Here is a 23,075-nt window from a genome sequence, read left to right as displayed (position 1 = left end):
GGCTTGCTTCAAGCCTGACGATGTTGCGGAGCATATGTTTGGTATTTATGTTCAAAAAACTTGAACAGCTCATCGGTTCGGACTTCTAATTCCGCATCATCGTATTTCGCCTCGGGCAGCCCGGTGTGCTCGTCATACAAAAGATCGTAGATTTCCTGCCGAATCCCGGCTCGTGTAGACTCCTTTTGGAAAGCATCATGAACCTGCTCCATGCGGCGTTTGATCGACTCCAATATGGCTATCGACGCTGACTTAATTTGCTTTATTTCCTCCCCGGAAAGATCTTCCCGAAAGAGGACGTCAAAGATCGGCTTCTGGTCGGCCGACAATCCCATAGCCACGTGGGCTTTCGCCTCTGCCTCCATCTCCGCAGCAAGACGCATGAGAGCCTCGAATGTCGCCTCGATTGTGTTCTTGTCCTTCTCTTTGTTGTATTCCTTGATGATCTTGTCGAACCGCTCTTCGAAATCCGTCAGGGTCGGATTTGCTGCCAACATTTTTGCCAATCGATTTCTCACTACTTCACGGAGGTCCTGAGTATCGCTGGCTTTTCTCTCGCTTTTCGCAAACTCCTTACGCAGAAGATCAAAGTTCACCTTCGAAATATCAAAGATGCGATCGCCCTCGGTGTCTGGAGTTATTTGGATTGCGTCGGCGACAATGGCGTTGAGTTTCTGGATGATCGCTGTCGTATCAGCGTCCGCCTTATCATCCTGGAGGGAGCTATAAATGTAGTTGATCGCTTGGTACGATCCTTTGAAATCCTCTGCCCATGCAAAAGTTAAGCATGCCTTGTATTTCCTGAAAACAGCCCGCGCGACAATTTCAAAGCCTTTCCGGGTTTCATCGTTCTGGTTGATAGTCTCTTTTGCATCTTTAAGAGCCTTGAGCTTGTCAAAGCCTTCGGCCTTGCGCAGCCGGTCCAAATCGAACCCACCATCTTTCAGGCGTTCTCCGACCAGCGCAATTGCTTCGACGAGTTCGTTTCTCAGCTTTTCCTCTGGATTTACAGGATCGACGTCGGGCCCAGGCTCATCTGGGCCACCAAGAGTTCCACCTCCTGTATGGCCAGCAAAAGTCGCAAGGGCTTTTCGAAGGTTTTTCAGGATGCCGCAGTAGTCGACGATTAGTCCGTTGTTCTTGCCTTCCTTCACGCGGTTGGCTCGCGCAATGGCCTGCATTAGGGTGTGCGCCTGCAGAGGCTTGTCGAGGTATAGAGTCGAAAGAGAAGGCACGTCGAAGCCAGTCAGCCACATGGCGCAGACGATCACAATGCGGAAGGGATGCTCTTCCCGTTTGAACGCTGTCTCGACATCCAGCCGCTTCTCGATTTCGCGGCCACCGACTTTCTCCTTAACCGTGAAGCCATCCTTCATTCGCTTGCGATGTGGAATGATGTCGAGGCCCCAGTCTTTGAACTTCTTGATCTCATTCTGCTCGTCGCTGACAACAACGGCCATCTCGGTCTCACGCATCCAGGCAATCTTGGCCTCGCGCTGAAGCCGTTCTTGGTCGTCGGCGATGGAACCGAGTTCAGCCTCCAGCGCTGCGATCTGGGCCTCCCACTCGGCCTGAATGTAGTTGAACATTCGAACGGCCGTGACCTTGTCGATGGCGACATACATCGCCTTGCCACTTTCCCAATTGGTCGAGAAGTGCCAGGCGAAATCTTTCGCCACATGCTTCAGGCGCGGCTCTGCTGTGACGACGTGATACTCGCGTTTCAGATCATCTGACAGTTTCGCGGCCACATCTGGGTCATCCACCTCAGCTTCGGCCAGTGCATCAGCCAAGCGGCCATTCAGATCTGCCCCCGCGATCTTTAGCTTGTCGCCACGCGCGTCGTAAAACAGCGGCAAAGTCGCTCCATCCTCGATGGCATCCTGGAAGTCGTAGGTGGACAGATACCCACCAAACACCTGCCTGGTGATCTCGTCATTGGCGAACAGCGGCGTGCCGGTGAAGCCGATGAAGCTGGCGTTAGGCAGCCCCTTGCGCATGTTCAGCGCAAGCATCCCGTATTGTGTCCTGTGCGCCTCATCTGTCACGACAATCAGCTTGTCACTGGTCGAATAGACCCCGTTCCCGGCCTCATCATCGGTGAACTTCTGGATCATCGTGAAGACGACCTTCTTCTGCTGTCCCAGCAACTCGCGCAGGTTCTTTGCAGAGGACGCGCGGCAGGCGTCCTTGTCATTGTTGGCAAGCCCGACGGAGGCAAAGGTCTTGTAGATCTGGTTGTCCAGATCGGTGCGGTCGGTCAGGATCAGGAAGGTGAAATCGCCGCCCAGCTTGCGGTGGACCTTCTGGGTGAACAGCGCCATCGAGAAGGACTTGCCCGACCCCTGGGTATGCCAGAACACACCCAACTTGCGCTCCAGATCCTCCCGGGTCTTCACGGCCTCCACGGCCCGGTTCACGCCCAGATACTGGTGGTTCTTGGCGATGATCTTTGCCAGCCCGTTGGCACCGTCTGCGAACAGGATGAAATTCTCAAACAGGTCCAAGAACCGGCGTTTATCGCAGACGATCTTTAGCAGCGCTTCCATCGGCAGGCGCGCATCGCGCCGGTCACGCTCATCCAGCTTCAGCCATTCCGCGAAATGCGCGTATTCGGCGCTGATCGAGCCCATCCGCCCCTCTTCGCCATTCCCGAGGATGACGAAGGCGTTGAAGTGGAACAGATGCGGGACCGTGTCTTTGTAGTCGCTCAGGTTTTCGGCATAGGCGCGGCGCAGATCCTTGTCGGGGCGCTTGAGCTCGCAGAACATCAAAGGCAGCCCGTTGACGAAACCCACGATGTCAGCTCGCCGACGATGGGCATAGCCGCGGATCCACATCTCGCGCACACAAAGGAAATCGTTGTTCTCGGGCGTGTCGAAATCAAAGACGCGCAGGTGTTCGACGCGGGGCTCATTGTTCTGCCGGAATTTGACCTGCACGCCGTCGCGGAGCAGTTCGTATTTCTCCTGGTTGGTCTTCAGCAGGGATTGCGAGGCGAAGGTCTCGGTGATCTGGCGCAGGGCCTGAGCGTAAGCGTCGTCCGGCAGGCTTGGGTTCAGGGTGACCAGCGCGTCGGACAGGTAACGGGTCAGGATAACGTCCTTGTCGGACTTGCGGCCCAGCGTGCCCTCGGGGCCGAAGGTCTCGCTGTTCCACGCCATGACGGATCGCCAGCCATGCTCATCGGCCAGATAATCGGCCATGGTCTTTTGGACTAAAAGGTCTTCAGTGAAATCGTTCATGGTCAGATACTACTCTGGGATGGGAAGGCGTCCATCCATTAAACGCGGAAGGAGAAGATCGCGGGCTTCTGTGAGTTTTTGGTTTTGTCCCCGTAACGTTCGGACCTGATCAAAGATCGCCTTTGCTTGATCGGAGAAGATCTTCGCCATTTCTAATGTCGGAACGATAATTTCCTGTTCCTTCAGGAACTTGAAGTGGCGTGCATACGCATAATTGGATAGATCAACATTGATCAGTGAAAAATAGAACAGTTCCTGAGGAAGGCGTTCTTCGTTTGATTGGATGATCTGGGTTCCGTCCGCGCCCCGAGCGAAAGGAAAGTCTACGAATTTCAGTGCTCGGGTGTGATCCCCAAACACAATTAGTGGTAGGCCATCATGATAAATCGCCTCCCTGTTATCGGTATATCCGCCAATAAAATCCTGCCCCTGATCCACGCAAGGCCACTGGCCGTATGCTTGATATTCATCTTTTCGGACTTTGGGCTTCGATTTCAAGCGAGTGATTAGGTCTTTCACTTTCCGCACTTCCCACCCCTCAGGCAGGCCATCGACGAACTTGGTGGTCTCGGAGCCGGGGAAGCGGAAATGGACGAACCATTCGCGATACAAAAGCCGCGCCGCCTGCTCCAACAACGCAATCCGCCGCCGGTTGTTCTCGATCAGGTCATCATAGGCCGAAAGCACCCCCGCAATCCGTTCTTGAGTGGGGAGATGTTTTACGATTGTAATGCGATGACCTCGAAGTGCTGCAAGGCTGATATATTGCTGTGCGGATCCTGCTTTTAAGTTTATCAACTTCTTTTTGAAGGCAGGATTTCGAAAGAGGTAGAAAAAGTACAGTTCATTGACTATTGACCGATTAGGTCGCAACAACGCCACGTTTTTTATTGAAAAAGTATACCCATGCGGAACCTGAGCGGAATCGCCGACTGAACCAATGTTCGACATGAGGATGTCGCCCGCTTGTGGCTCGACGCGTTTAATACATAGTCTGTGATCTTCTTCAGAGATGAAATCACAGTTTTCGAAGTCAATGACCCCAGAAGATATGTGTTTTCCTTTAATGAAAGGGACGCCTGACGGCTTTAGTTTCGGCGAGTCATGCGTGCCATCTGTTACAAGCTCGCAGACCTCAGACAGAGAGATTTCAATTTGGTCGACGCTCATAAAATCAACTCTTCAAAATTCTTCGCGATGGTCTCGGCCAGTTCCCCTGCTTCGGCATTTAGGGTCTCCAGTTCATCGTGGATCTCCTTGATCGCCTCTTCGAAGTCAAAATCCTCATCATCCTCTTCGGGAGCCACACCCACATAGCGGCCCGGTGTCAAGCTGTAGTCATTCTCGGCCAGTTCGGCCTGATCGACCAGCTTCACCAGCCCTTCGACATCGCGCAGCCGCCCTTCGGGGAAGCGCGACAGCAGCCAGTCTGCCTGCCCCTCGAAATAGCGAAAGCGTTTCAGCGCCCCGCTGGCCGTCAGGTGAATTTCAGGATCGCCTGTCAGCGCCACTCGTGCCTCGGCAATCGCCTCCAGATGCTTCTTGCCGTCCGAGATAATCTTGCGCATGGCGGCCAAGGCTTTCTTGGCTTCGCCCTCATCTCTGATCGCCTCGACCTTGGCTTTCAGGGTCTCAGACGCTTTCTCCTGCGCCTTCTGGGCAAGCTTTGACAGATGGTCGATTTCCTTGATCAAGGTCTTCGCCTGATCCGCCAACGGCTGCATCGCCGTCCATGCCGCTGTCAGCGCGTCGATGGAGGCATCAGGCTGTGTCAGCGCGGCGGCAGCCTTCCCATAGGCCCGTGCATCGGCGGTCAACTTCTCGACCCCGGTTTTCAACTCGGTGGTGTCTGTATGCGCGGTGAAATGGGTGCAAGCCTTGGCCAGGACATCGAGCAGCTCGGCAAAGTCGGTCTGCTGCGCCTCGTCCCGCGCCGTGGACAGATAGCCCTGCACCAACCCCGCAAAGCGGTCTTCCTGCCCACGGTAGAGCCAGACGATGGAGGTGAGGTTCTTTTCCTGTTCAGGCGAGAAATCACAGATCTTGCGTGTCACCTTGCGGAAAACCTGGCGCGCATCCAGCATCAGCACCTTGTCGCGCAAGTGCTCGGGCTTGCCCTTGTCCATAAACCAGATCTCGCAGGGCACGGTGCGCGTGTAGAAAAAGTTGCCCCGGATCGCGAGCATGACATCCATGTCGCCGGTCTTGACCATCGCTTCGCGGACCTTGGCCTCTTGCCCGCCCGCAGAGGACGCCTGAGACGACATGACGATGCCGGCGCGGCCGGTGTCGGACAGGTAGGAATGGAAGAAGGACATCCAGACGTAGTTGCCGTTCGAGACCTTGCCCCCTTTGTTGACGCCAGGGAGGCCGAAGGAGAGGCGCTTGTCGTCCTTCATCTTCTCTGCGTCGATTTCGTCGACGTTGAAGGGCGGGTTGGCCATGACGTAGTCGAAGGGCGCATGGGATTTGTGCGGGTCTTCGTAGTAGCTGATGGCTTTCTGGATGTCGCCTTCGAGCCCGTGGACGGCGAGGTTCATCTTGGCCAGGCGGATGGTCGTGGGGTTCTTTTCCATTCCGTAGAAGGTCAGGCGTTCGTTCGGGTTGGCCTTCATCGTTTCGACGAAGTGGGCAGATTGCACGAACATGCCGCCAGAGCCGCAGGCTGGGTCGATAACCTTGCCGCGTGTGGGCTCAATGATGTTGACGATGGTTTCGACGATGCTGATCGGCGTGAAGAATTCACCGTTGTCGTGGGCCTTCTGGTCCGCGAACTGAGTCAGGAAGTATTCGTAGATCCGGCCGAAGACGTCGCCGTCGGCCTTCTGCAGGGCAGGGTCGTTGAAGATGCGCAGAACCTGGCGCAGCGCGTCTTCGTCAAGCTCGGCGTATTCCTGTTTCGGCAGGAGGCCTTGGAGGGTGGCGTAGTCTTCCTCGATCGATTTCATCGCGGCGATGACAGCCGTCGACGCGGTTTCGCTTTCTGGGAGGCTGACCAGGAAGTCGAACTGGGCGTTGTCCCGCAGAAAAATGGATGAACGCGCCGAAAAATCTTCCTTGGTCAGGGCGCGCGTCTTGCCACCGCGTGACGGCAGGGTTGGGATAATCTCATCCCGGACCTTGAGAAAGCGCGAGTACGCGTGGCGCAGGAAGATCAGACCCATGACAGGCATGAAGTATTCGTTGCTGGCGAAGTTCGAGTTGGCTCGAAGAGAGTCCGCAGCGCCCCAAAGGCGCTGTTCCAGTTTGCCGATATGCTCCAAGGTCTGCCTCGTCTAAATGTATGATTTTCCCGTATGCTATCGAAACAATCTGGTGGCTGCCAGTCTGACCTTGCCAACGTGGTCACTCATCTTATGTGGGGTTTCTTTTTCAGATCGAATGCCAGGGAGACATAGGAGTGAGAAATCGACGAAGTTACACTTTTGTCATAAATGGGATCATTCTGGGCAGTTTTCCCAATTTGCACCATGTAGTAATCCGTCAATTTTCTGAGATATCAGATTTTGATATCTGAGGCTGTCATGGCGAGATAGCGCCCCGCCAGTCAATTTATGTTCGCTTCGAATATTTAGATTTTCTTGCAAGAAGTCATCGGGAATTCCAAGATCTTTGACGATCGAAAGATATGTATTTCTTAGTACATGCCCTGTGCGTCCCATCATCTTTTTTTCACGGCAAATGACCGGTCGAGCTGAGTTTTGTGAGTTTGAGAACAAATATTTCCCGTTCGGGTAGAGTAAGGTCGAAATTTCGCATGCCTCACTTGCGAACCTTTCAAGTTGGGTGGAAAGCGGATACTCGATGGAACGATCGTCGGCAATTGCACCTAAGGGAAAGCGGATTATTGATTCCTCAGAGCATACCCAGTCTCGGTGTATTCTGACCATCGCAGATGGTTTGAGCCCTGAATATAGATGGAAAAAGTGCATTTTCTGACGATGGACGCTATGGAGGTTTTCTATATCAACGCGCCACTGGGGTAACTGACTGTGTGGGATGATATTTTCCTTGCAGAAGTCGTGCCTTTGAAGGCCGATGAAGTCCACGATACGCGCCGGTTCGATATTTGGGGAATTGTCGACATCCAGTTCAAGCAGTTTTGCCATAAGGCGAGCACAGATCTTGGCTGAAGATGCCCCCTCGCGATCTTTGATATCATTTAGAACTTGAAGCGCGTCATCAGTGTCGATCTGCACCATCTCCTTGTTTTCCCACGGTTCAAAATAGTGTTTGGCTCGACGCAGGTTGAGGTTCCGATCTGATCGGTTGGAGTTTTTGTGAATTTCTCTGATGGCTTCCTTTGCCCATTCAGGAAAGGAAACGACGCAAGGTTCGGGTTCTTCGTCGGGCAAGGGCTGCTTGATGCTCTGGATCGTACGAAGTGCTTTTTCGCGCGCGGTATCTGCGCTAAATTCAGCATGCGTACCCAAAGTGCGCCGAACCGAATGCCGACGCCCGTCTTTGGTAATGTCTACTTGAATTTTGAAGGACTTTCTTGATTCCGAAACAGATAAGAAAAAGCCCCTTATTTCTATATCCCTGATGATGAAGTCACTGCCTTTCCATTCGGAAGACGCGACGAGCTTATCGGTTATCTTAGTTTCCATATAATCATCGACCCTGATTTACACTGATTTTGATGGAATGGCTGCGTCAGAAATCATCTTGATCCCCAACGCAGCGTTCTATTTCAGCGCTTCAGCATGTGCTTTTCGATGTGATGAGAAATCAGCCTTTGATCATCAAGGAGCTGCCCAAAAAGTTGTGGCTGGTCGATGTAGCGCCCACGAATACCTTTAATTTTGTGCCCCATAAGAAGATCCCCATTGCGGTCAGACACCTTAACCAACGCCGCCATCGTGCGGAATGTCCTGCGCAAAGTATGTCCTGTTCGGTAATCCAACGCTTTCTCACTTACCGCCCCAATTGGCGTGACTTTACCGGTTTTATTAATTGTCGGAAATAACCACGGAGAACGAGGGTATATGCGTTTGCTGCAACTTGATGCCTCCTTTAAGGTTTTGAGCAATTGATCCGAAACTGGAATTGAAAGATCCTCACCGCTTTTCATTGCCCTGGCGGGGATATGCAGGCAGCTCCTGCCTTCGTCGAGCCAATCGTGTTCGATCTGGGATGCGCTGGCCGTGCGAAGGCCCGAGTAAAGCATTGTTTGGTGGAGGCCCCGGCGGATGGGGTTCTTGATGGTTTGTAGAGCTTCGTACCAGCCTGAAAGCTCATCAGTGGTCATTGTTCTTCCGTCTTTCGGTTTTGGATTATTGTATTCGAAACCTTCGAGAGGATTATGGTCGATTGTTCCTTCCGGTGTTCTGGGACGAATGTAACGGAAAGAGGACGAAAGCAGTTTGAAAGCTTTGTCGGCGGAGAGGGCACCGTGGTTATCGGTCAGTTTCTTGTGAAGGTTATACGCTTCATGCAACTTATAATCTGCGGCAAGTTCGTTGTGGATAGCCTTCAGGTAGCTGCTCGAAGTTTGGCGGTAGCTTTCCAGAGTGGCTCGGCGGCGATGCTTTTCTTGCCGTGAAGCAATGAAAGTATCTACCATTTCTTTAATACTGGTTTCGCAGGTTTCAACTGACCTGAATGGGTCGGTCCCGGCCTTAATCTGCGACAAGAAAGTCGTTGCCTGCATTCTTGCCTCGCGCAGGGATATTTGTTGGACGCTGGCAAAGGCTTGGTTGATGCTTCTTACTTTTTTCTTCTGACCTGGTGTGCCAACCCAGAGATCTGCTTTTACTTTGAAGGTTTTGGTGTGCTTGTTGATGGCGACATAGAACCCAGCCAAAGAAGCATCGACGAGCCTTACTTCTTTACCCTTCCAGTGGGTGTTTTTAATGAGGGTTTCTGTTAAGCGTGTTTTCATGTTTTCGACTTTCCTAATGTGACGCTGCCGAACGGGACGAAGACCGTTTTCTGACTGCGTGGTGCAATAGTGATATTGGCCAAAATCAAACTCAAGAAACGGAAAGATCATTTATATCAATGCGTTATGAGGTGATTTCAGGCGATATCGAAGTCGAGGCTAATAACTTCTAATCGACAGGTTGAGGGTTCGAGTCCTTCAGGGAGCGCCACAAGCTTTATATGCTATTGACCTGAAACGATAGTTTATCCGGTTCCCAAATTTCTGAGAGTGGGTTGGAAAATTTGCCCCTGTGATGACCTTCTTGGAGGCGGCGGATTTTAAGTAAGCCTCGGCCTCTGTGGCTATTCTATCGCCCAGGATTGCCTTGTGTCTGTCTTGGGCTGCACTGAATTCAGTCTGTTTACCCGTGGGTGACTGCGGTCTACCAGTCAACACAACGTCCATCACGATCTGGCCCATTGAGATATCTGGTTTTCTAGCAGAGCGGTGAGCCCCTCGCCGCAGTTCGCTTTGGCCTTTTGTCTGTGATAGAATTTTCCGCATCGAGTTGGGAAATGCATCAACGGAATATTGAAGGGATCCCGAACAGGCATCTTCTTTACAAAAAAATATGAAAACGTCGTTCAGTGTGACGGAATCCGCTGGGAGACGCGTAATGATAGTTTGGGCGAAAGTGTCGGCCTGCGACGCACCGTGGCTATGCGCTGTGTCAGGTCGGCCAGACTAAGCCTCCAAATTTGAACGAGGGACCGCGCGTGTCGAAAGAACCTGGAATGGCGCCGAAAAGTGACGAGATGGCCAAGATACTTGGTTTGGGCAGGCACAAAAAGCGATCATGGCGTTGGCTGGCGGTCGCTGTGGTTGTCGCTTTCGGTGTTGCGATCTGGGCGTTTGTTCCTTTTACCGGATCGGCGCAGAAGACAACATATGTAACAGAAACAGTCGGTCGCGCCGACATCAAGGTCACTGTGTCAGCGACCGGAACGGTTGAACCGACGGATTTTGTCGAAATTTCCAGTGAACTGTCGGGAACGATCACGAAGGTGCATGTTGATTTCAACGATGCCGTCGAAGAAGGAACCGTTCTGGCCGGACTGGACACGGCCAAGCTTGAGGCGCAATTGGCGGTGCAGAAAGCATCGCTCGCCTCTGCCGAGGCCAAGGTCGCGGTGGCCGAGGCGACGGTGAAGGAAGCGCGCGCGGAGTATGAGCGTGGTGAGCAACTGGCTCAGCGCGGGGTGGAAACACAACAGGCTTTCATCGCGCAAGAGGCGGTCTATGAGCGCGCACAGGCTGAATTGTTGTCCGCCATCGCATCGCGCGATCTGGCAAAGGCGAATGTCGATCTGGCGCAGGTGGACCTGAGCAAGGCCTGCATCTGTTCTCCGGTCAAGGGCGTGGTGCTGGACCGTGACGTCGACGAAGGACAGATCGTCGCCGCGTCGCTGTCTGCGCCGGTCCTGTTCACCATCGCCGAGGACCTGACCCGTATGGAACTTCAGGTCGATATCGACGAGGCTGATATCGGGCGTGTCAGCGTGGGCCAACCCGCAACGTTCACGGTCGAAGCCTATGATGATCAGGAATTCCCGGCCGAGATTACTGAATTGCGGCTGGCCTCGGAAACTGTCGACGGGGTAGTGACCTACAAGGGCATCCTGACGCTGGATAACGGGGACATGCTGCTGCGTCCCGGAATGACGGCAACCGCCGATATCATCGTCGCGTCGGTCGAGAATGCGCTGGTCGTTCCCAACGCCGCGCTGCGATATGTGCCTGCACAAGTTGTCGAGGAAAAGAAAAGCTCCGGCAGCGGTTTGGTGGGGATGATCATGCCGTCCGGACCGAGTGATAAGACGGCAAGAGACGACGCAACGACACTGAAATCCGTTTGGGTTCTGCGTAATGACGTCGCTGTTGAAATCCCCGTAGAGGCTGGCGAGACGGATGGCAGCTCGACCGTTATCCTGTCGGGCGATCTGAGCGAAGGCGATCAGGTGATCACGGACCGTTTCGATGCCAAATGACACGCCGTCACCATTCATCGCATTGCGCGATATCACCCGCGTCTATGGCAAGGGCGAGGCCGAAGTGCATGCGCTGGACGGTGTGAGTTTCGAAGTGAAGCGGGGTGAATTCATCACCATCATGGGGCCTTCGGGCTCTGGCAAATCCACGGCGATGAACGTTCTGGGCTGTCTCGACAGCCCGACATCGGGACAATACATGTTCAACGGTATCGAGGTGGCAAGACTTGACCGCGATCAGAGAGCCTTGCTGCGCCGCCATTACCTCGGTTTCATTTTTCAGGGGTACAACCTGCTGCCGCGCACCACGGCGTTGCAGAATGTGGAACTGCCGCTGATCTACAAGGGCCTGGGACGCGCCGAAAGGGAGGCGCGGGCGATTTCTGCGCTGGAAAAGGTCGGTCTGACGCAACGCGCCGACCATGATCCGTCAGAGCTGTCGGGGGGGCAGCAACAGCGTGTGGCAATCGCGCGGGCATTGGCAGGCGATCCGCAGGTCATTCTGGCCGACGAACCTACTGGCAATCTCGACACCATGCGATCGGTCGAAATCATGGAGCTCCTGCAGCGGCTCAATCGGGACGAAGGGCTGACCATCATTATGGTCACGCACGAAGAGGATATGGCCGAATACGCCGACCGGCTGATCTGGATGGTCGATGGCAAGGTGGAATACGACCGCAAAACAACGAAAGGGGCCGCGTGATGCTGTGGGAAACCTTCAAGCTGGCCTTGCAGGCAATTCTGCGCAACCCGATGCGGTCATTCCTGACGGTTCTTGGTGTCGTGATCGGCGTCGCGGCTGTCATCGCGATGGTCACGATCGGCAGGGGGTCGGCCGCACAGGTGACGGCAGATGTTGAAACCCTCGGCTCCAACCGGTTGATGTTGTCGCCGGGTCAGGCCCGGATGGGACCCGGAAGCGGCAGTTCTTTGGCTCAGCCCTTCGACCTCAAGGATGTCGACAAGCTCGTCGATCAGTTGTCCAGCATCACAACCGGGGCTCCGACAGCCTCGAGCCAGCTCGTCGCGGTCTACGGCAACGACAATTATCGAACCAGAGTGACGGGCACCGATTCGCGGTACCTCGTCCTGTCGAATTGGGAGCTTCAGTCAGGGCGCGCCTTCACAGATGCCGAAGAGGGGGGCAAAGCCGCCTGCATTCTAGGTCAGACGGTTGTCGAAGCGCTGTTCGGTCATTCCGACCCGCTGGGAGAAGACATCCGTCTGGAAAACGTTTCATGCGAAGTTGTCGGTGTGCTCAAGGCCAAGGGCGCCTCGACCTTTGGCACCGATCAGGACGATATCGTGCTGATCCCGTTCAAAACCTATGCCCGCCGCATCGCGGGCAGCCCTGATGTCCCGCTGATTTCGCTATCCATGCGCGACGGGGTGTCGACCGACCGCGCGGTCAACGACGTTACGGCGTTGATGCGGGAAATCCGCCGTATTGGTCCCGGCGAGGATGACGACTTCACCGTCAACACGATGGAGCAACTGTCCTCGATGCTGACTGGGATCAGCGACGTGCTGACCGGGCTTCTATCGGCGGTGGCGGCGGTTTCTTTGCTGGTCGGGGGGATTGGTATCATGAACATCATGCTGGTCTCGGTCACCGAACGCACCCGTGAGATCGGCATTCGCATGGCCGTGGGCGCGCAGGCGAACCAGGTTCTGATGCAGTTTCTGGTCGAGGCGGTCGTGCTGTCGACTTTGGGTGGGCTGCTTGGTGTTATTCTCGGGATGGGGCTTGCGGCTGTCGGCGCACAGGTTCTGAACGTTCCCTTCATTCCGGACCCGAGCATCATCGCTCTGGCTTTTGCATTCTCGGCGGCGGTGGGTGTCGTCTTCGGCTATTTTCCGGCGCGGTCGGCGGCCAGCCTCGACCCGATCGAGGCGCTTCGGCATTGAGCGAAGAACTTATCTTGACGGACAGGTCGCCGCGGCATTGCCCGGGCCAACCGCGGAACCCAAGAACTAAATCCAACTATGCGATGGCCTCATGTTCCGGCCAATGTCATTGTTGATGCAACAAAATCAGCTGCCCGGAGCGCGAGCACAAGTCGCGTCGCAACGGATGGCGGTTCCCCCTACGGGACTGGAGTAACGAACGATGAATTTCAAATCCCTGCTTTTCCTGCCGCCTGTCGCGCTTGCCGTCATTGGCTTTATATGGATGACCAAGGGCGGGGAGCCGCAATCGGAAATTCACCAAGAAACCGGTTTGGCCGTTCGCGTCACCACGGTTCACCCAAAGCGTCTGATCCTGTCAGCAACAGGCTATGGCAGGGTTGAAGCGGTCCGAAGCTGGACCGCAGTCAGTCAGGTCGACGGGCGGGTTGTCGGTCTCGTGGGCGATCTGGCAGAGGGAACTGTCATCGATCAAGGCGCGGTGCTGGTTCAGATCTACCGGACGGATTTTGAACTGGCCATCCAGAAATCGAAAGCAAATATTGCGGGGGCCGAAGCAACACTTGCCGAACTGGAACGACAAAAGGCCAATTCAAGCCGCCTGCTTGCCTTGGAAAACCGTATTCTGGAGGTTGCGCGGGCGGAATACGAAAGGGTTTCCAACCTCGTAGAGCGCGGGACCAGTACGGCCGCGTCGCTGGACACCTCGCAAAAGACCCTTCTGGCCCAAGAGAACGCCGTTACCAATCTGACCAACACGCTCGAATTATTTCCGGCGAAACGGGCCTCGGCAGAGGCAACCTTGGCGGTGCGCAGGGCGGAACTGGCAGAGGCCGAACGCGGGCTTGCAAATACAACCATTGCCGCGCCGTTCCGCGGTCGCGTAGCCGATAAGAGCGTCGAGGCGGACCAGTTTGTGCGAACTGGCGAACAATTGCTTACTTTGGAGGCCATAGATTCGGCCGAAGTCGTGGCATCGTTCCAGCCTCAGGCGTTTTCCTCTGTGATCCAGTTCGCCCTGGGGCAGACCATACAGCAGGCAGTCGAGATTGACGCGACCAAGGTCATCGAACTTCTCCGGGACAGGGGCGTGACCGCCACTGTTCAGCTTGATGTCGCAGGCTTTAACGCGGAATACCCTGCTGAAATTGTCCGGTTTCGCGGCACGATAGACAATGAGACAGGCACGATCGGTCTGGCCGTTCGCATCGACGACCCTTTCCTGGCGGGTGGTCCTGCACGGCGGCCGCCCCTTAACGTGGGCAGCTTTGTCTCGGTCGTGCTGGAAACGCAAACCCCGGAAGACGCGATCGCCATTCCGCGAACTGCGCTTCATCATGGCGATGATGGCGCGCCTTTCGTCTATCTTGCTGACAGCGACGACCGGCTCAGCATCGTGCCGGTCACTCTGGGTCCGGTCGCCGGGGACAACGTGTTGATCCGCGACAGCTTGATCGAAGACGACCGGCTTGTCCTGTCTGCCCCCCGCCCGCCAATCGAAGGGATGCGCCTGACGCCGGTTTCGGTGGACGGAGCAGTGCAATGATCAACTATTTCGTGCGCCACCCGGTGGCGGCAAACCTGTTGATGGCGCTGATTTGCATTCTCGGCGTCGCGGTGATCAGCAATATTGAACGCGAAACCTTTCCGGAATTCACCGCAGACAGCGTCGCGGTATCGGTGGTCTATCCCGGCGCGTCCGCGGTGGATGTCGACGAGGAAATCTGCAGTCCGCTCGAAGATGCGCTCAGTGGGCTCACCGGGCTTGCAGATTTCGAATGCCTGTCTGTTGACGGACGCGCTGCAGCGACGGCGGAGCTGGAGGAAAATGGCGACATAATCCAGTTTTTCAACGATGTTTTTTCCGCCGTTTCCGGCATCAACAATTTCCCCGAAGCCGCCGATACGCCGACAGTCGAGATCGCCTCGCAGACCGACCTTGTGGCGATGATCGCCATATCAGGAATTTCCGGCAAGGAAGGGCTCATTGCCTATGCCGACGAACTGGCAGATACGCTTTTGGCGCTGCCGGGGGTGGCCGATGCAACGGTGTCGGGTATCACCGACCGTGAGTTGCAGGTCACCTTCGATCAGCAGGCGCTGCGTCGTTTCGGGCTGTCCAGCCACGATCTGGTCACTGCGATCGAGGCACGCAGCCTGCGCCAACCGCTCGGCAGTGCCGGATTGAGCGAAACGAGCCTTGTTCTACGCTATGTCGGGGCCAGCCGTACCCTTGCTGAACTTGAGGACCTCATCGTGATCGAAAACGGTGACGGGGGCCTTGTACGGCTCTCTGATCTTGCGACCATCACGCTTGTAGACAGTGACGAGAACCGCCAAAGCTATATCGACGGCGTACAGACGGCCATCGTCTCGATCTCGAAATCGCGCGACGAGGACAGTATCCGTGTCTGGCAGCGGGTGGACGAGGTTCTTCAGGCGGAACGCGCCGCGTGGCCTGAACCGTTCGAGATCACGGTGATCAACAACATGACAGACCTGATAGAGGAACGCCTGACGCTGATCCTTCAAAACATCGCAATGGGCCTAGTTCTGGTCTTCGTGACCATGTGGCTGTTCTTTTCGCTGCGCGAGGCTCTTTGGATATCGGCAGCCTTGCCGGTGTCGTTCCTTGGCGGGCTGTTCGTGATGAGCGCGCTGGGCATCACCATCAACATGATAACACTCATAGCACTTCTAATGGCCGTGGGGCTGATCATGGATGACAGTATCGTGATTGCCGAAAACATCGACAAGTGGCGCCGCAAGGCCCCACCGATGGAGGCTGCGGCGAAAGGCACGCTCGAAGTGCTGCCGGGGGTCTTTTCCTCCTTTCTGACCACCGCCTGTGTCTTCGGCCCGCTGATGTTCCTGTCCGGCGAGATGGGTCAGATCCTAAAGTTCATCCCGATGGTCTTGCTGATCACGCTCTCTCTGTCGCTGGTCGAAGGTTTCCTGCTGCTGCCCAACCATCTCAGCCATGTTGCGCATGTCGATCCCGATGCCCACGAACATCGCCCGGCGGCCCGTGCGCTTGACTGGGTCAAGGAACGGGCCATCCTGCCTTTGGCAGAGGCGATGGTGCGGTATCGTTACCTGACCCTCGGGTCGGTCATTGCTGCCATGATTCTTTCCGTTGGGCTGGTCGCGTCGGGTCAGATCAAGATTATCGGCTTTCCGAGCACAGAGAGCGACACGATCATGACCCGCGTTGCGCTGACGTCAGGTATCACGCGCGAACGCACCGTCCAGACGGTTGAACAGCTTCTGAACGGTCTGGACCAGGTGAATACCGAACTGACCCCGGCCACCGAAGACGGTCAACCGCTGGTCGAGCGCGTTTTGGTTCAGTACGCCGTCAACACCGACGTCTCCGACAATGGCGCGCATACTGCGACGATAACAGTCGACCTGCTGGACAGTTCCCGACGCAATGTTCTGGCCGATGACGTTCTCGACGCGTGGCGGCTGGCGGCGGGGCCGCTGCCGGACATCGTCCAGATCAGCTTCTCACAGGCTGAACGTGGGCCGGGGGGACTCGATCTGGATGTGGAACTTCTGGGGCGCGACCTTGTCGAGATCGAAGCGGCCGCCGGGCAGCTTGTGACGGCTTTGTTGGCGCGGGCCGATGTGACCGAAGCTTTTCAGGATCTTTACGGCGGACGTGACGAAGTTCAGCTTCGTCTCAACGAATACGGCTATTCTGTGGGGCTGACGCCTCAGGCGCTGTCTGGCCAACTCCGCGACGCTTTCGAAGGGGTCGAGACGGACAGTTTTCGCTCGGGTGCCAGTGATCGAACCGTTCGGGTGCTTTTGGCCGACACCGTCGCAAGCCTGACCGAGCTGGAACGCTTCCCTATTTTCCTCGCAGGTGGCGGCCAGACCAGCCTGGCAACGGTAGCCGATCTGTCTATCGCTGCGGGTTATCCCAGCGTGACACGCGCGAACGGCATGGTATTGGCCCGCATCCAAGGCAAGATCGACCGGAACGCAACGACCTCCACGGCAATCTCAGCAGTCGTTCTGGATGAATTGGCGCCGGAATTGGAAAAAGAGTTCCCGGGCGTCCGGATCAGGATCGGAGGAGCCACGGCAGAACAACAGCAATCACAGGCGTCGATGATGTCGGCGCTGCTTTTGGGGCTTGTCGGTGTCTATATGGTGCTGGCTTTTCAATTCCGGTCCTATACCCTGCCGTTTGTCGTAATGGTATCGATACCGTTCGCACTGATCGGGACCATTCTCGGGCATTGGGCGCTTGGGCTGGACATCTCGATGCCGAGCCTGATCGGATTTGCGTCGTTGGCCGGGATTGTCGTCAACAATGCTATCTTGTTTCTGACGTTTTTCCAAACGCATCTTAAGGGTGATGACTACGTGTCGGCTTCGCTGAATGCTGTGCGCGACCGGTTTCGGCCGATCCTTCTGTCTACATCGACCACCTTCATGGGGCTGATTCCGATCATCTTGGATTCCAGCCCGCAAGTGCAGACGCTTGTTCCGCTTGTCGTATCGGTCGCTTTCGGTCTGGTCGCTGCAATGGTTCTGGTGGTGCTGGTTTTCCCCTCGGTGCTTTCCATCTATTTCGACGTTGTCAGCGTGCGCCAATGGATTTCCAAGTTTGATAGCGATAAATCACGTGCTCGCGAAACTCCGATTTTGTGATCGTCCTAGCCTTCAATATCCTGATCCAGTCAGCCGCCTTTCGGGGCGGCTTTCAATTGGAAGGCGACACAAGAATGCAAACCACAGGGGATGACCCACAGCGCGTTCTATCCGGCATCTGCACGGATCATATCGGCGGCTTTTTCGGCGATCATGATCGTGGGGGCGTTGGTGTTGCCGCCGACCAATGTCGGCATGACCGAAGCATCGACGATGCGCAGCCCCTCGATTCCGCGAACCCGCAACCGCGGATCGACCACGGCCATATCGTCTGACCCCATCTTGCAACTGCCGACGGGGTGATAAATCGTATCGGCCCGTGCCCGGATCTGACCTTCCCAATCCGCGTCCGGCATATCATCCTGAACGCCATATATTTCCCGGCCCTCATAAGTGGCAAGCGCCGGCGCCTGCATGATTGCCTGGGTCATCCGGGCCCCGTCGATCATGGTTTTCAGATCACGCGGATCAGACAGGAAGCGCGGGTCAATGCCCGGGTCCTGCAACGGATTGCCATCGGTCAGAAACACCCGGCCACGCGAATAGGGTCGCAAGGCACAGACGTGGCAGGAAAACCCATAGCCGAGGTGAAGCCTGCGGGCGTGGTCGTCAACGATGGCAATAACGAAATGCAACTGGATATCGGGTCGGTCGAGGGCGCTGTCTGTTTTCAAGAACGCGCCAGCTTCGGCAAAGGGCGTGGCGAACATGCCGATGCCGGATTTGCGCCAGCGCAGAATATGCCGGATCAGATTTGCAGTGCCTGTCAGCCCGACGCCATAGTTATCGGTATCTCGGGTTTTGTAATTCAGTACGAAATCCAGATGGTCCTGCAGGTTCTGCCCCACCCCTGGCAATTCGTGCACCATCTCGATCCCGTGCGGCTGTATATCTTCGGGCCGCCCGATGCCCGAAAGTTGCAGCAGTTGCGGCGAATTGAAGGTCCCGCCACACAGGATGACGTCGCGCCGCGCCTTGACGGTCAGGTCCTTGCGCTTGACGCGACAGGCCACGCCGGTGGCGCGCTTACCCTCGACCAAAATCCGGGTGGCACGGGTATGTGTCAGCACGGTCAGGTTGGTCCGGTGCTGTACCGGATGCAGATATCCCGCCGCCGCCGAACAGCGTTCGCCGCGTTTGGCCGGGTCATGAAACTGGGTGACCTGATACAGTCCCGCTCCTTCGTTATCCCCGGTGTTGAAATCCTGTCGCACCCGGTGCTGCATTTGGCCTGCGGCAGTAACAAAAGCCTGCGACAGCGGTCGGGGTTCGGTCTGATCCGCCACCTGAAGCGGGCCACTGCCGCCATGCAGCGCATCACTGCCGCGCTGATTATTTTCCGCGCGTTTGAAATAGGGCAGGACTTCGTCCCACGACCATCCGTCGCACCCCAGATCGGCCCAACCATCATAGTCCGACGTATGACCGCGGACATACAACATGGCGTTGATGGCGGATGATCCACCCAGAGCGCGACCGCGTGGTTGATATCCGCGCCGACCGTTCAGACCCTCCTGTGGCTCCGTCTTGAAGGCCCAATTGTTGATCTTGCCCCAACCGGGCACCATCGCCACCGCCGCCCCGGGCGCGCGGATCAGGATGCTTTTGCCGTTGCCACCCGCTTCCAGCAGGCAGACCGAAACAGTCGGGTCTTCGCTCAGCCGCGCCGCCAAAACGCTGCCCGCCGATCCACCGCCGATGATCACATAGTCGAATTCCATTCCGATCCCCCCGTCCGGCGGTCCATCCCGCCAGCCCTTTTCGGTCCAGTTCAGCAAACCTCGCTAGCCCTGTCCAGTTCCGTCATCGATGCCGTGACGGCATCCGGCGCTGGCGCGGCGAAGGCGATAACAGTCACCGATAAGGGAAGGTCGCAAAATTTGATCAAAAAGACGTAATTTGTCTTGTGGTGTCCTGATGGTTTCGTGAAACTCTGGCCAATTCGTCGACGCTGGTGAGTCTGGCTCAGGCCCGCCCGCATTGCTGTCAGGAAGGAAACAGGATGACCGTACAACCCAACTCGATCGAGGCGCGCGATGCCGCGTATCACATGCACAGCTATACCAACGCCCGCACGTTGGAAGCAGAAGGTCCGCTGATCATCGAAGAAGGCGATGGCATCTATGTCACCGACAATTCGGGCAAGCGCTATATCGAAGGCATGTCCGGTCTGTGGTCGGTCGCGGTGGGCTTCGGTGAAGACCGTTTGGCCAAGGTGGCCAACGATCAGATGCGCAAACTGCCCTATTATCATACTTTCGCGCAACGGTCGCACACGCCGTCGGCGGAACTGGCAGAGAAGCTGATCCAGATGGCACCGGTGCCGATGTCAAAGGTCTATTTCACCAATTCGGGGTCCGAGGCCAACGATACCATGGTCAAACTGCTGTGGTACCGGTCCAACGCGTTGGGCAAGCCGGAAAAGAAAAAGATCATCAGCCGGATCAAGGGCTATCACGGCATCACCGTCGCGTCCGGAAGCCTGACCGGTCTGCCCTATAACCACATGTCCTTCGATCTGCCGATCCCGCAGGTGATGCATGCTGGTTGCCCGCATTATTCGGCCTTCGCACGAGATGGCGAAACCGAGGCCGATTTCGTTGCCCGACTGGCCCGTGAACTCGATGACCTGATCCAGACCGAAGGCCCCGACACCATTGCCGGTTTCATCGGCGAACCGGTGATGGGTGCAGGCGGCGTGATCGTTCCCCCCGAAGGATATTGGAAGGCGATTCAGGATGTGTTGAAGAAATACGACATCCTGCTGATCGCCGACGAGGTGATTTGCGGGTTCGGACGTACCGGCCAGATGTTCGGCAGTCAGACAATGGGGATCGAGCCCGATATCATGGTGATGTCGAAGCAGCTGAGTTCATCCTATATTCCATTCTCGGCGTTGATGATGAATGACCGCACTTATCAGCCGATCGCCGATGAAACCGCCCGGATCGGTACCTTCGGGCACGGGTTTACCGGGTCCGGTCATCCGGTTGGCGCTGCGGTATCGCTGGAAAACCTCAAAATCATCGAAGAACGCGATCTGGTCGGGAACGCCGCCCGGTTGTCGCCGCTGTTTCTGGAACGCCTAAACAGGCTGGCCGAGCATGATCTGGCGAAAGAAATGCGCGGCATTGGATTGATCGGGGCACTGGAACTGCACCCGCAGGGGGATGCCGTGGGTGTCGCTGGTCCGGCACTGGTCAATGCCTGTATGGAACGTGGACTGATCCTGCGGCCCTTGGGCGACAGTGTGGCGTTCTGCCCGCCGCTGATCATCACCGAAGATCAGGTGAACCAGATGTTCGATATCGTCGACGACGCGATTGGAACGCTGTCATTCTGAATGCTGAACGGCGCGCCCACTGCAAGGGGCGCGCCGTTTCTTGTCGAGTATCTGGAGTATGATGAAAGGGATGGGTCAGGCAGCGGGTAGCAGCCTTGCCAAATCAGCCGTCCAGTTTGACTGCAACAGCGTCGGTAAAATCCAATCCGCGCCGCTGAAATCCTCGGCGCCGCTATACATCGACGGTGTGACCGCGACGCGGATGCCCGCCGCGCAGGCCGAATGCACCCCGTTGGCGGTATCTTCGAACGCAATGGCAGCGCTCGCGGGCAGGCCCAGGCGGGTCAGCGCCAGCTGATACACATCCGGCGCGGGTTTCTTGCGCGGTACCTGATCGCCGGCGGCAATGACGTCGAAAACCTGATCTGCCGGACGACCCCAGCAGCTTTGGCACAATCGGTCGACATTCTGCGGGCTGGTGGTGGTCGCAACGGCCAGCTTCAACCCCCGCGCCCGCGCCTTGGCAATCAAATCGGCGATCCCCGGGCGCAGGTCCAGTCCGCCCCGGTCCACCAATTCGGCATAGCGCCGGGTCTTGATCGTGTGCAGCCGCACTGCGTTTTCCGTGGTGAATTCGATGCCTTCGCGCGAGGCAAAGGCCAACATCCGTTCCTTGCCGCCGGTGGTTTTCAGCAACTCCCGGTAAGTGTCGCGGCCCCAGTTCCAGCCCAGCCCTTCGGCGGCGAAACTGTCATTGAAGGCTTGCCGGTGCAGGTCTTCGGTTTCCGCAAGCGTGCCATCGACATCGAATATCAACGCGCGCAGGGTCATGCCAGTACGGCCAGTTGCGATTGAACAAGCGCCGGCAGGTCGGCGAAATCGGCAAAAGTTGCCCGATGGGTCAACTGGTCCACCGGCGTCTTGCGATAACCTTCTGTGAACAGCAGGAATGGCACCCCGGCCCGTTCTGCCGTTTCCGCATCGACCTCGCTATCGCCGACATAAAGGCAGAGACCATCGCCCAATTCGGCAAGAGCCGCCAGCAACGGCGCCGGGTCCGGTTTACGTTGAGCCAGGCTATCGCCGCCATAGATCACGTTCCAGGGATCGTTCAGCGTCAGATGCGACAGTACCGCCCGCGTTGCGTGCATCGGCTTGTTGGTACACAGACCCAGCCGGTGCCCGTCACCGCGCAGATGCGCCAGTGCTTCACGCACATTGGGATAAGGCGCGGTCAGATCGAAATGGCTGTCATACCGGTCCTGAAACGCCTGTAGAAGCCGTGCATGATTATCGTCCGGAATCCCGCGCGTCGCGCGCATTTTTTCAACGAAGACCGAAGCGCCGTTGCCGATGAAACTGATGGTTTCGGCAAGTGAAATTGGTTCCAGCCCGTCCTCGGACAGGATCAGATTGGCGATGCTGCGGATATCTGGCGCGCTGTCGATCAGCGTGCCATCGAGGTCGAAAACAATTCTTGCCATTATGCGGTCTTCCATTTGATAGAACATCCCATTGAGGGGATCTGTTCGGCGGGGCCTCTGCCGGTTTCCGCCACTTGTTTCATCGCTTCAAAAAGGTCACGGCGCAAATCTGCCGGTCCGGCTGATTTGCGCGACGCATCGAGCCGACCACGATACTGCAGCCTCAAATTGGAATTGAAACCAAAGAAATCCGGGGTGCAGCAGGCATTATAGGCGCGGGCGACCCTCTGGCTTTCATCATAGAGATAGGGAAAGGGAAGCCTGTGTGCTTTTGCCAATTCGTTCATCTTGTCGAAACTGTCAGCCGGGTAGGTCCCGGCATCGTTGGCTGAAATCGCCGCGACCCCGATGCCGAGCGCCTGCAGGTCCTTGGCATCTCGCAGCATGCGGTCCAACACCGCCAGCACATAGGGGCAATGGTTGCACATAAAGATGATCAGGGTGCCGTTCGGGCCTTTTACATCGGACAGCCGATAGGTTTTGCCATCGGTGGCGGGCAGGGAAAAATCGGGTGCGGGCCAGCCAAAATCGCAGACCGGGGGCGACACAGCCATGTCTTCGTCCTTCCGGGGT

Annotated in this window: 15 protein-coding genes; 6 read left to right on the top strand and 9 right to left on the bottom strand. The window is 56.5% G+C overall.

The features are described 5' to 3' along the window. Window positions 1-8 precede the first annotated feature (8 nt). The 5 genes from VOI23_RS15015 to VOI23_RS14995 form a co-directional block, all read right to left on the bottom strand. Entirely contained in the window at window positions 9-3,245 is a 3,237-nt protein-coding gene (locus tag VOI23_RS15015) for a type I restriction endonuclease subunit R (RefSeq protein ID WP_323785735.1), read from the bottom strand. A 9-nt stretch (window positions 3,246-3,254) separates the two neighbouring features. Next, complete coding sequence (locus VOI23_RS15010) at window positions 3,255-4,415, bottom strand: restriction endonuclease subunit S (RefSeq protein ID WP_323785733.1); 1,161 nt, start codon at window positions 4,413-4,415, stop codon at window positions 3,255-3,257. Next, window positions 4,412-6,508 carry an N-6 DNA methylase gene (locus VOI23_RS15005; RefSeq protein ID WP_323785732.1) on the bottom strand — a complete coding sequence of 699 codons (2,097 nt, stop codon included), beginning with the start codon at window positions 6,506-6,508 and terminating at the stop codon, window positions 4,412-4,414. Before VOI23_RS15005 ends, VOI23_RS15010 begins: the two co-directional genes overlap by 4 nt. A gap of 177 nt (window positions 6,509-6,685) precedes the next feature. Beyond that, a complete protein-coding gene (locus tag VOI23_RS15000; RefSeq protein ID WP_323785731.1) occupies window positions 6,686-7,855 on the bottom strand; it encodes an Arm DNA-binding domain-containing protein in 1,170 nt (389 codons plus the stop codon). An 83-nt stretch (window positions 7,856-7,938) separates the two neighbouring features. Then, window positions 7,939-9,129 (bottom strand): tyrosine-type recombinase/integrase, encoded by a 1,191-nt coding sequence (locus VOI23_RS14995; RefSeq protein ID WP_323785730.1) that lies wholly within the window; start codon window positions 9,127-9,129, stop codon window positions 7,939-7,941. Between the two features lie 776 nt (window positions 9,130-9,905). Between VOI23_RS14995 and VOI23_RS14990 the strand changes: the two genes are divergently transcribed. The 5 genes from VOI23_RS14990 (at window position 9,906) to VOI23_RS14970 (ending at window position 17,735) form a co-directional block, all read left to right on the top strand. Then, window positions 9,906-11,159 carry an efflux RND transporter periplasmic adaptor subunit gene (locus tag VOI23_RS14990; RefSeq protein ID WP_323785729.1) on the top strand — a complete coding sequence of 418 codons (1,254 nt, stop codon included), beginning with the start codon at window positions 9,906-9,908 and terminating at the stop codon, window positions 11,157-11,159. Then, a complete protein-coding gene (locus VOI23_RS14985; protein WP_323785728.1) occupies window positions 11,149-11,865 on the top strand; it encodes an ABC transporter ATP-binding protein in 717 nt (238 codons plus the stop codon). Before VOI23_RS14990 ends, VOI23_RS14985 begins: the two co-directional genes overlap by 11 nt. Further along, on the top strand, window positions 11,865-13,070 hold the full coding sequence (locus VOI23_RS14980) for an ABC transporter permease (protein ID WP_323785727.1): 1,206 nt from the start codon (window positions 11,865-11,867) through the stop codon (window positions 13,068-13,070). The genes VOI23_RS14985 and VOI23_RS14980 overlap by 1 nt, the downstream gene beginning before the upstream one ends. A gap of 202 nt (window positions 13,071-13,272) precedes the next feature. Then, a complete protein-coding gene (locus tag VOI23_RS14975) occupies window positions 13,273-14,616 on the top strand; it encodes an efflux RND transporter periplasmic adaptor subunit (RefSeq protein WP_323785726.1) in 1,344 nt (447 codons plus the stop codon). Beyond that, window positions 14,613-17,735 (top strand): efflux RND transporter permease subunit, encoded by a 3,123-nt coding sequence (locus VOI23_RS14970; protein ID WP_323785725.1) that lies wholly within the window; start codon window positions 14,613-14,615, stop codon window positions 17,733-17,735. The genes VOI23_RS14975 and VOI23_RS14970 overlap by 4 nt, the downstream gene beginning before the upstream one ends. Window positions 17,736-17,842: 107 nt before the next feature. Here VOI23_RS14970 and VOI23_RS14965 read toward each other — a convergent pair whose 3' ends face one another. Further along, window positions 17,843-19,456: a GMC family oxidoreductase gene (locus VOI23_RS14965; protein WP_323785724.1), complete on the bottom strand. Its 1,614-nt coding sequence runs from the start codon at window positions 19,454-19,456 to the stop codon at window positions 17,843-17,845. Window positions 19,457-19,737: 281 nt separating this feature from the next. Between VOI23_RS14965 and VOI23_RS14960 the strand changes: the two genes are divergently transcribed. Beyond that, entirely contained in the window at window positions 19,738-21,078 is a 1,341-nt protein-coding gene (locus tag VOI23_RS14960; protein ID WP_323785722.1) for an aspartate aminotransferase family protein, read from the top strand. Between the two features lie 75 nt (window positions 21,079-21,153). On the opposite strand, the gene VOI23_RS14955 is transcribed toward VOI23_RS14960, so the two are convergent. From VOI23_RS14955 to VOI23_RS14945, 3 genes are read right to left on the bottom strand one after another with little or no spacing between them, the layout of a single operon-like run. Beyond that, window positions 21,154-21,849 carry an HAD-IA family hydrolase gene (locus VOI23_RS14955; protein ID WP_323785720.1) on the bottom strand — a complete coding sequence of 232 codons (696 nt, stop codon included), beginning with the start codon at window positions 21,847-21,849 and terminating at the stop codon, window positions 21,154-21,156. Further along, entirely contained in the window at window positions 21,846-22,502 is a 657-nt protein-coding gene (gph, locus tag VOI23_RS14950) for a phosphoglycolate phosphatase (RefSeq protein ID WP_323785719.1), read from the bottom strand. Before gph ends, VOI23_RS14955 begins: the two co-directional genes overlap by 4 nt. Beyond that, complete coding sequence (locus VOI23_RS14945) at window positions 22,502-23,056, bottom strand: thioredoxin family protein (protein WP_323785718.1); 555 nt, start codon at window positions 23,054-23,056, stop codon at window positions 22,502-22,504. Before VOI23_RS14945 ends, gph begins: the two co-directional genes overlap by 1 nt. Between the last annotated feature and the right edge of the window lie 19 nt (window positions 23,057-23,075).

The organism is Thalassovita sp., from assembly GCF_034670005.1.
GTDB lineage: Bacteria > Pseudomonadota > Alphaproteobacteria > Rhodobacterales > Rhodobacteraceae > Thalassobius.
The sequence above is the reverse complement of the archived record's forward strand: the minus strand, read 5'-3'. Positions and strand labels throughout refer to the sequence as shown.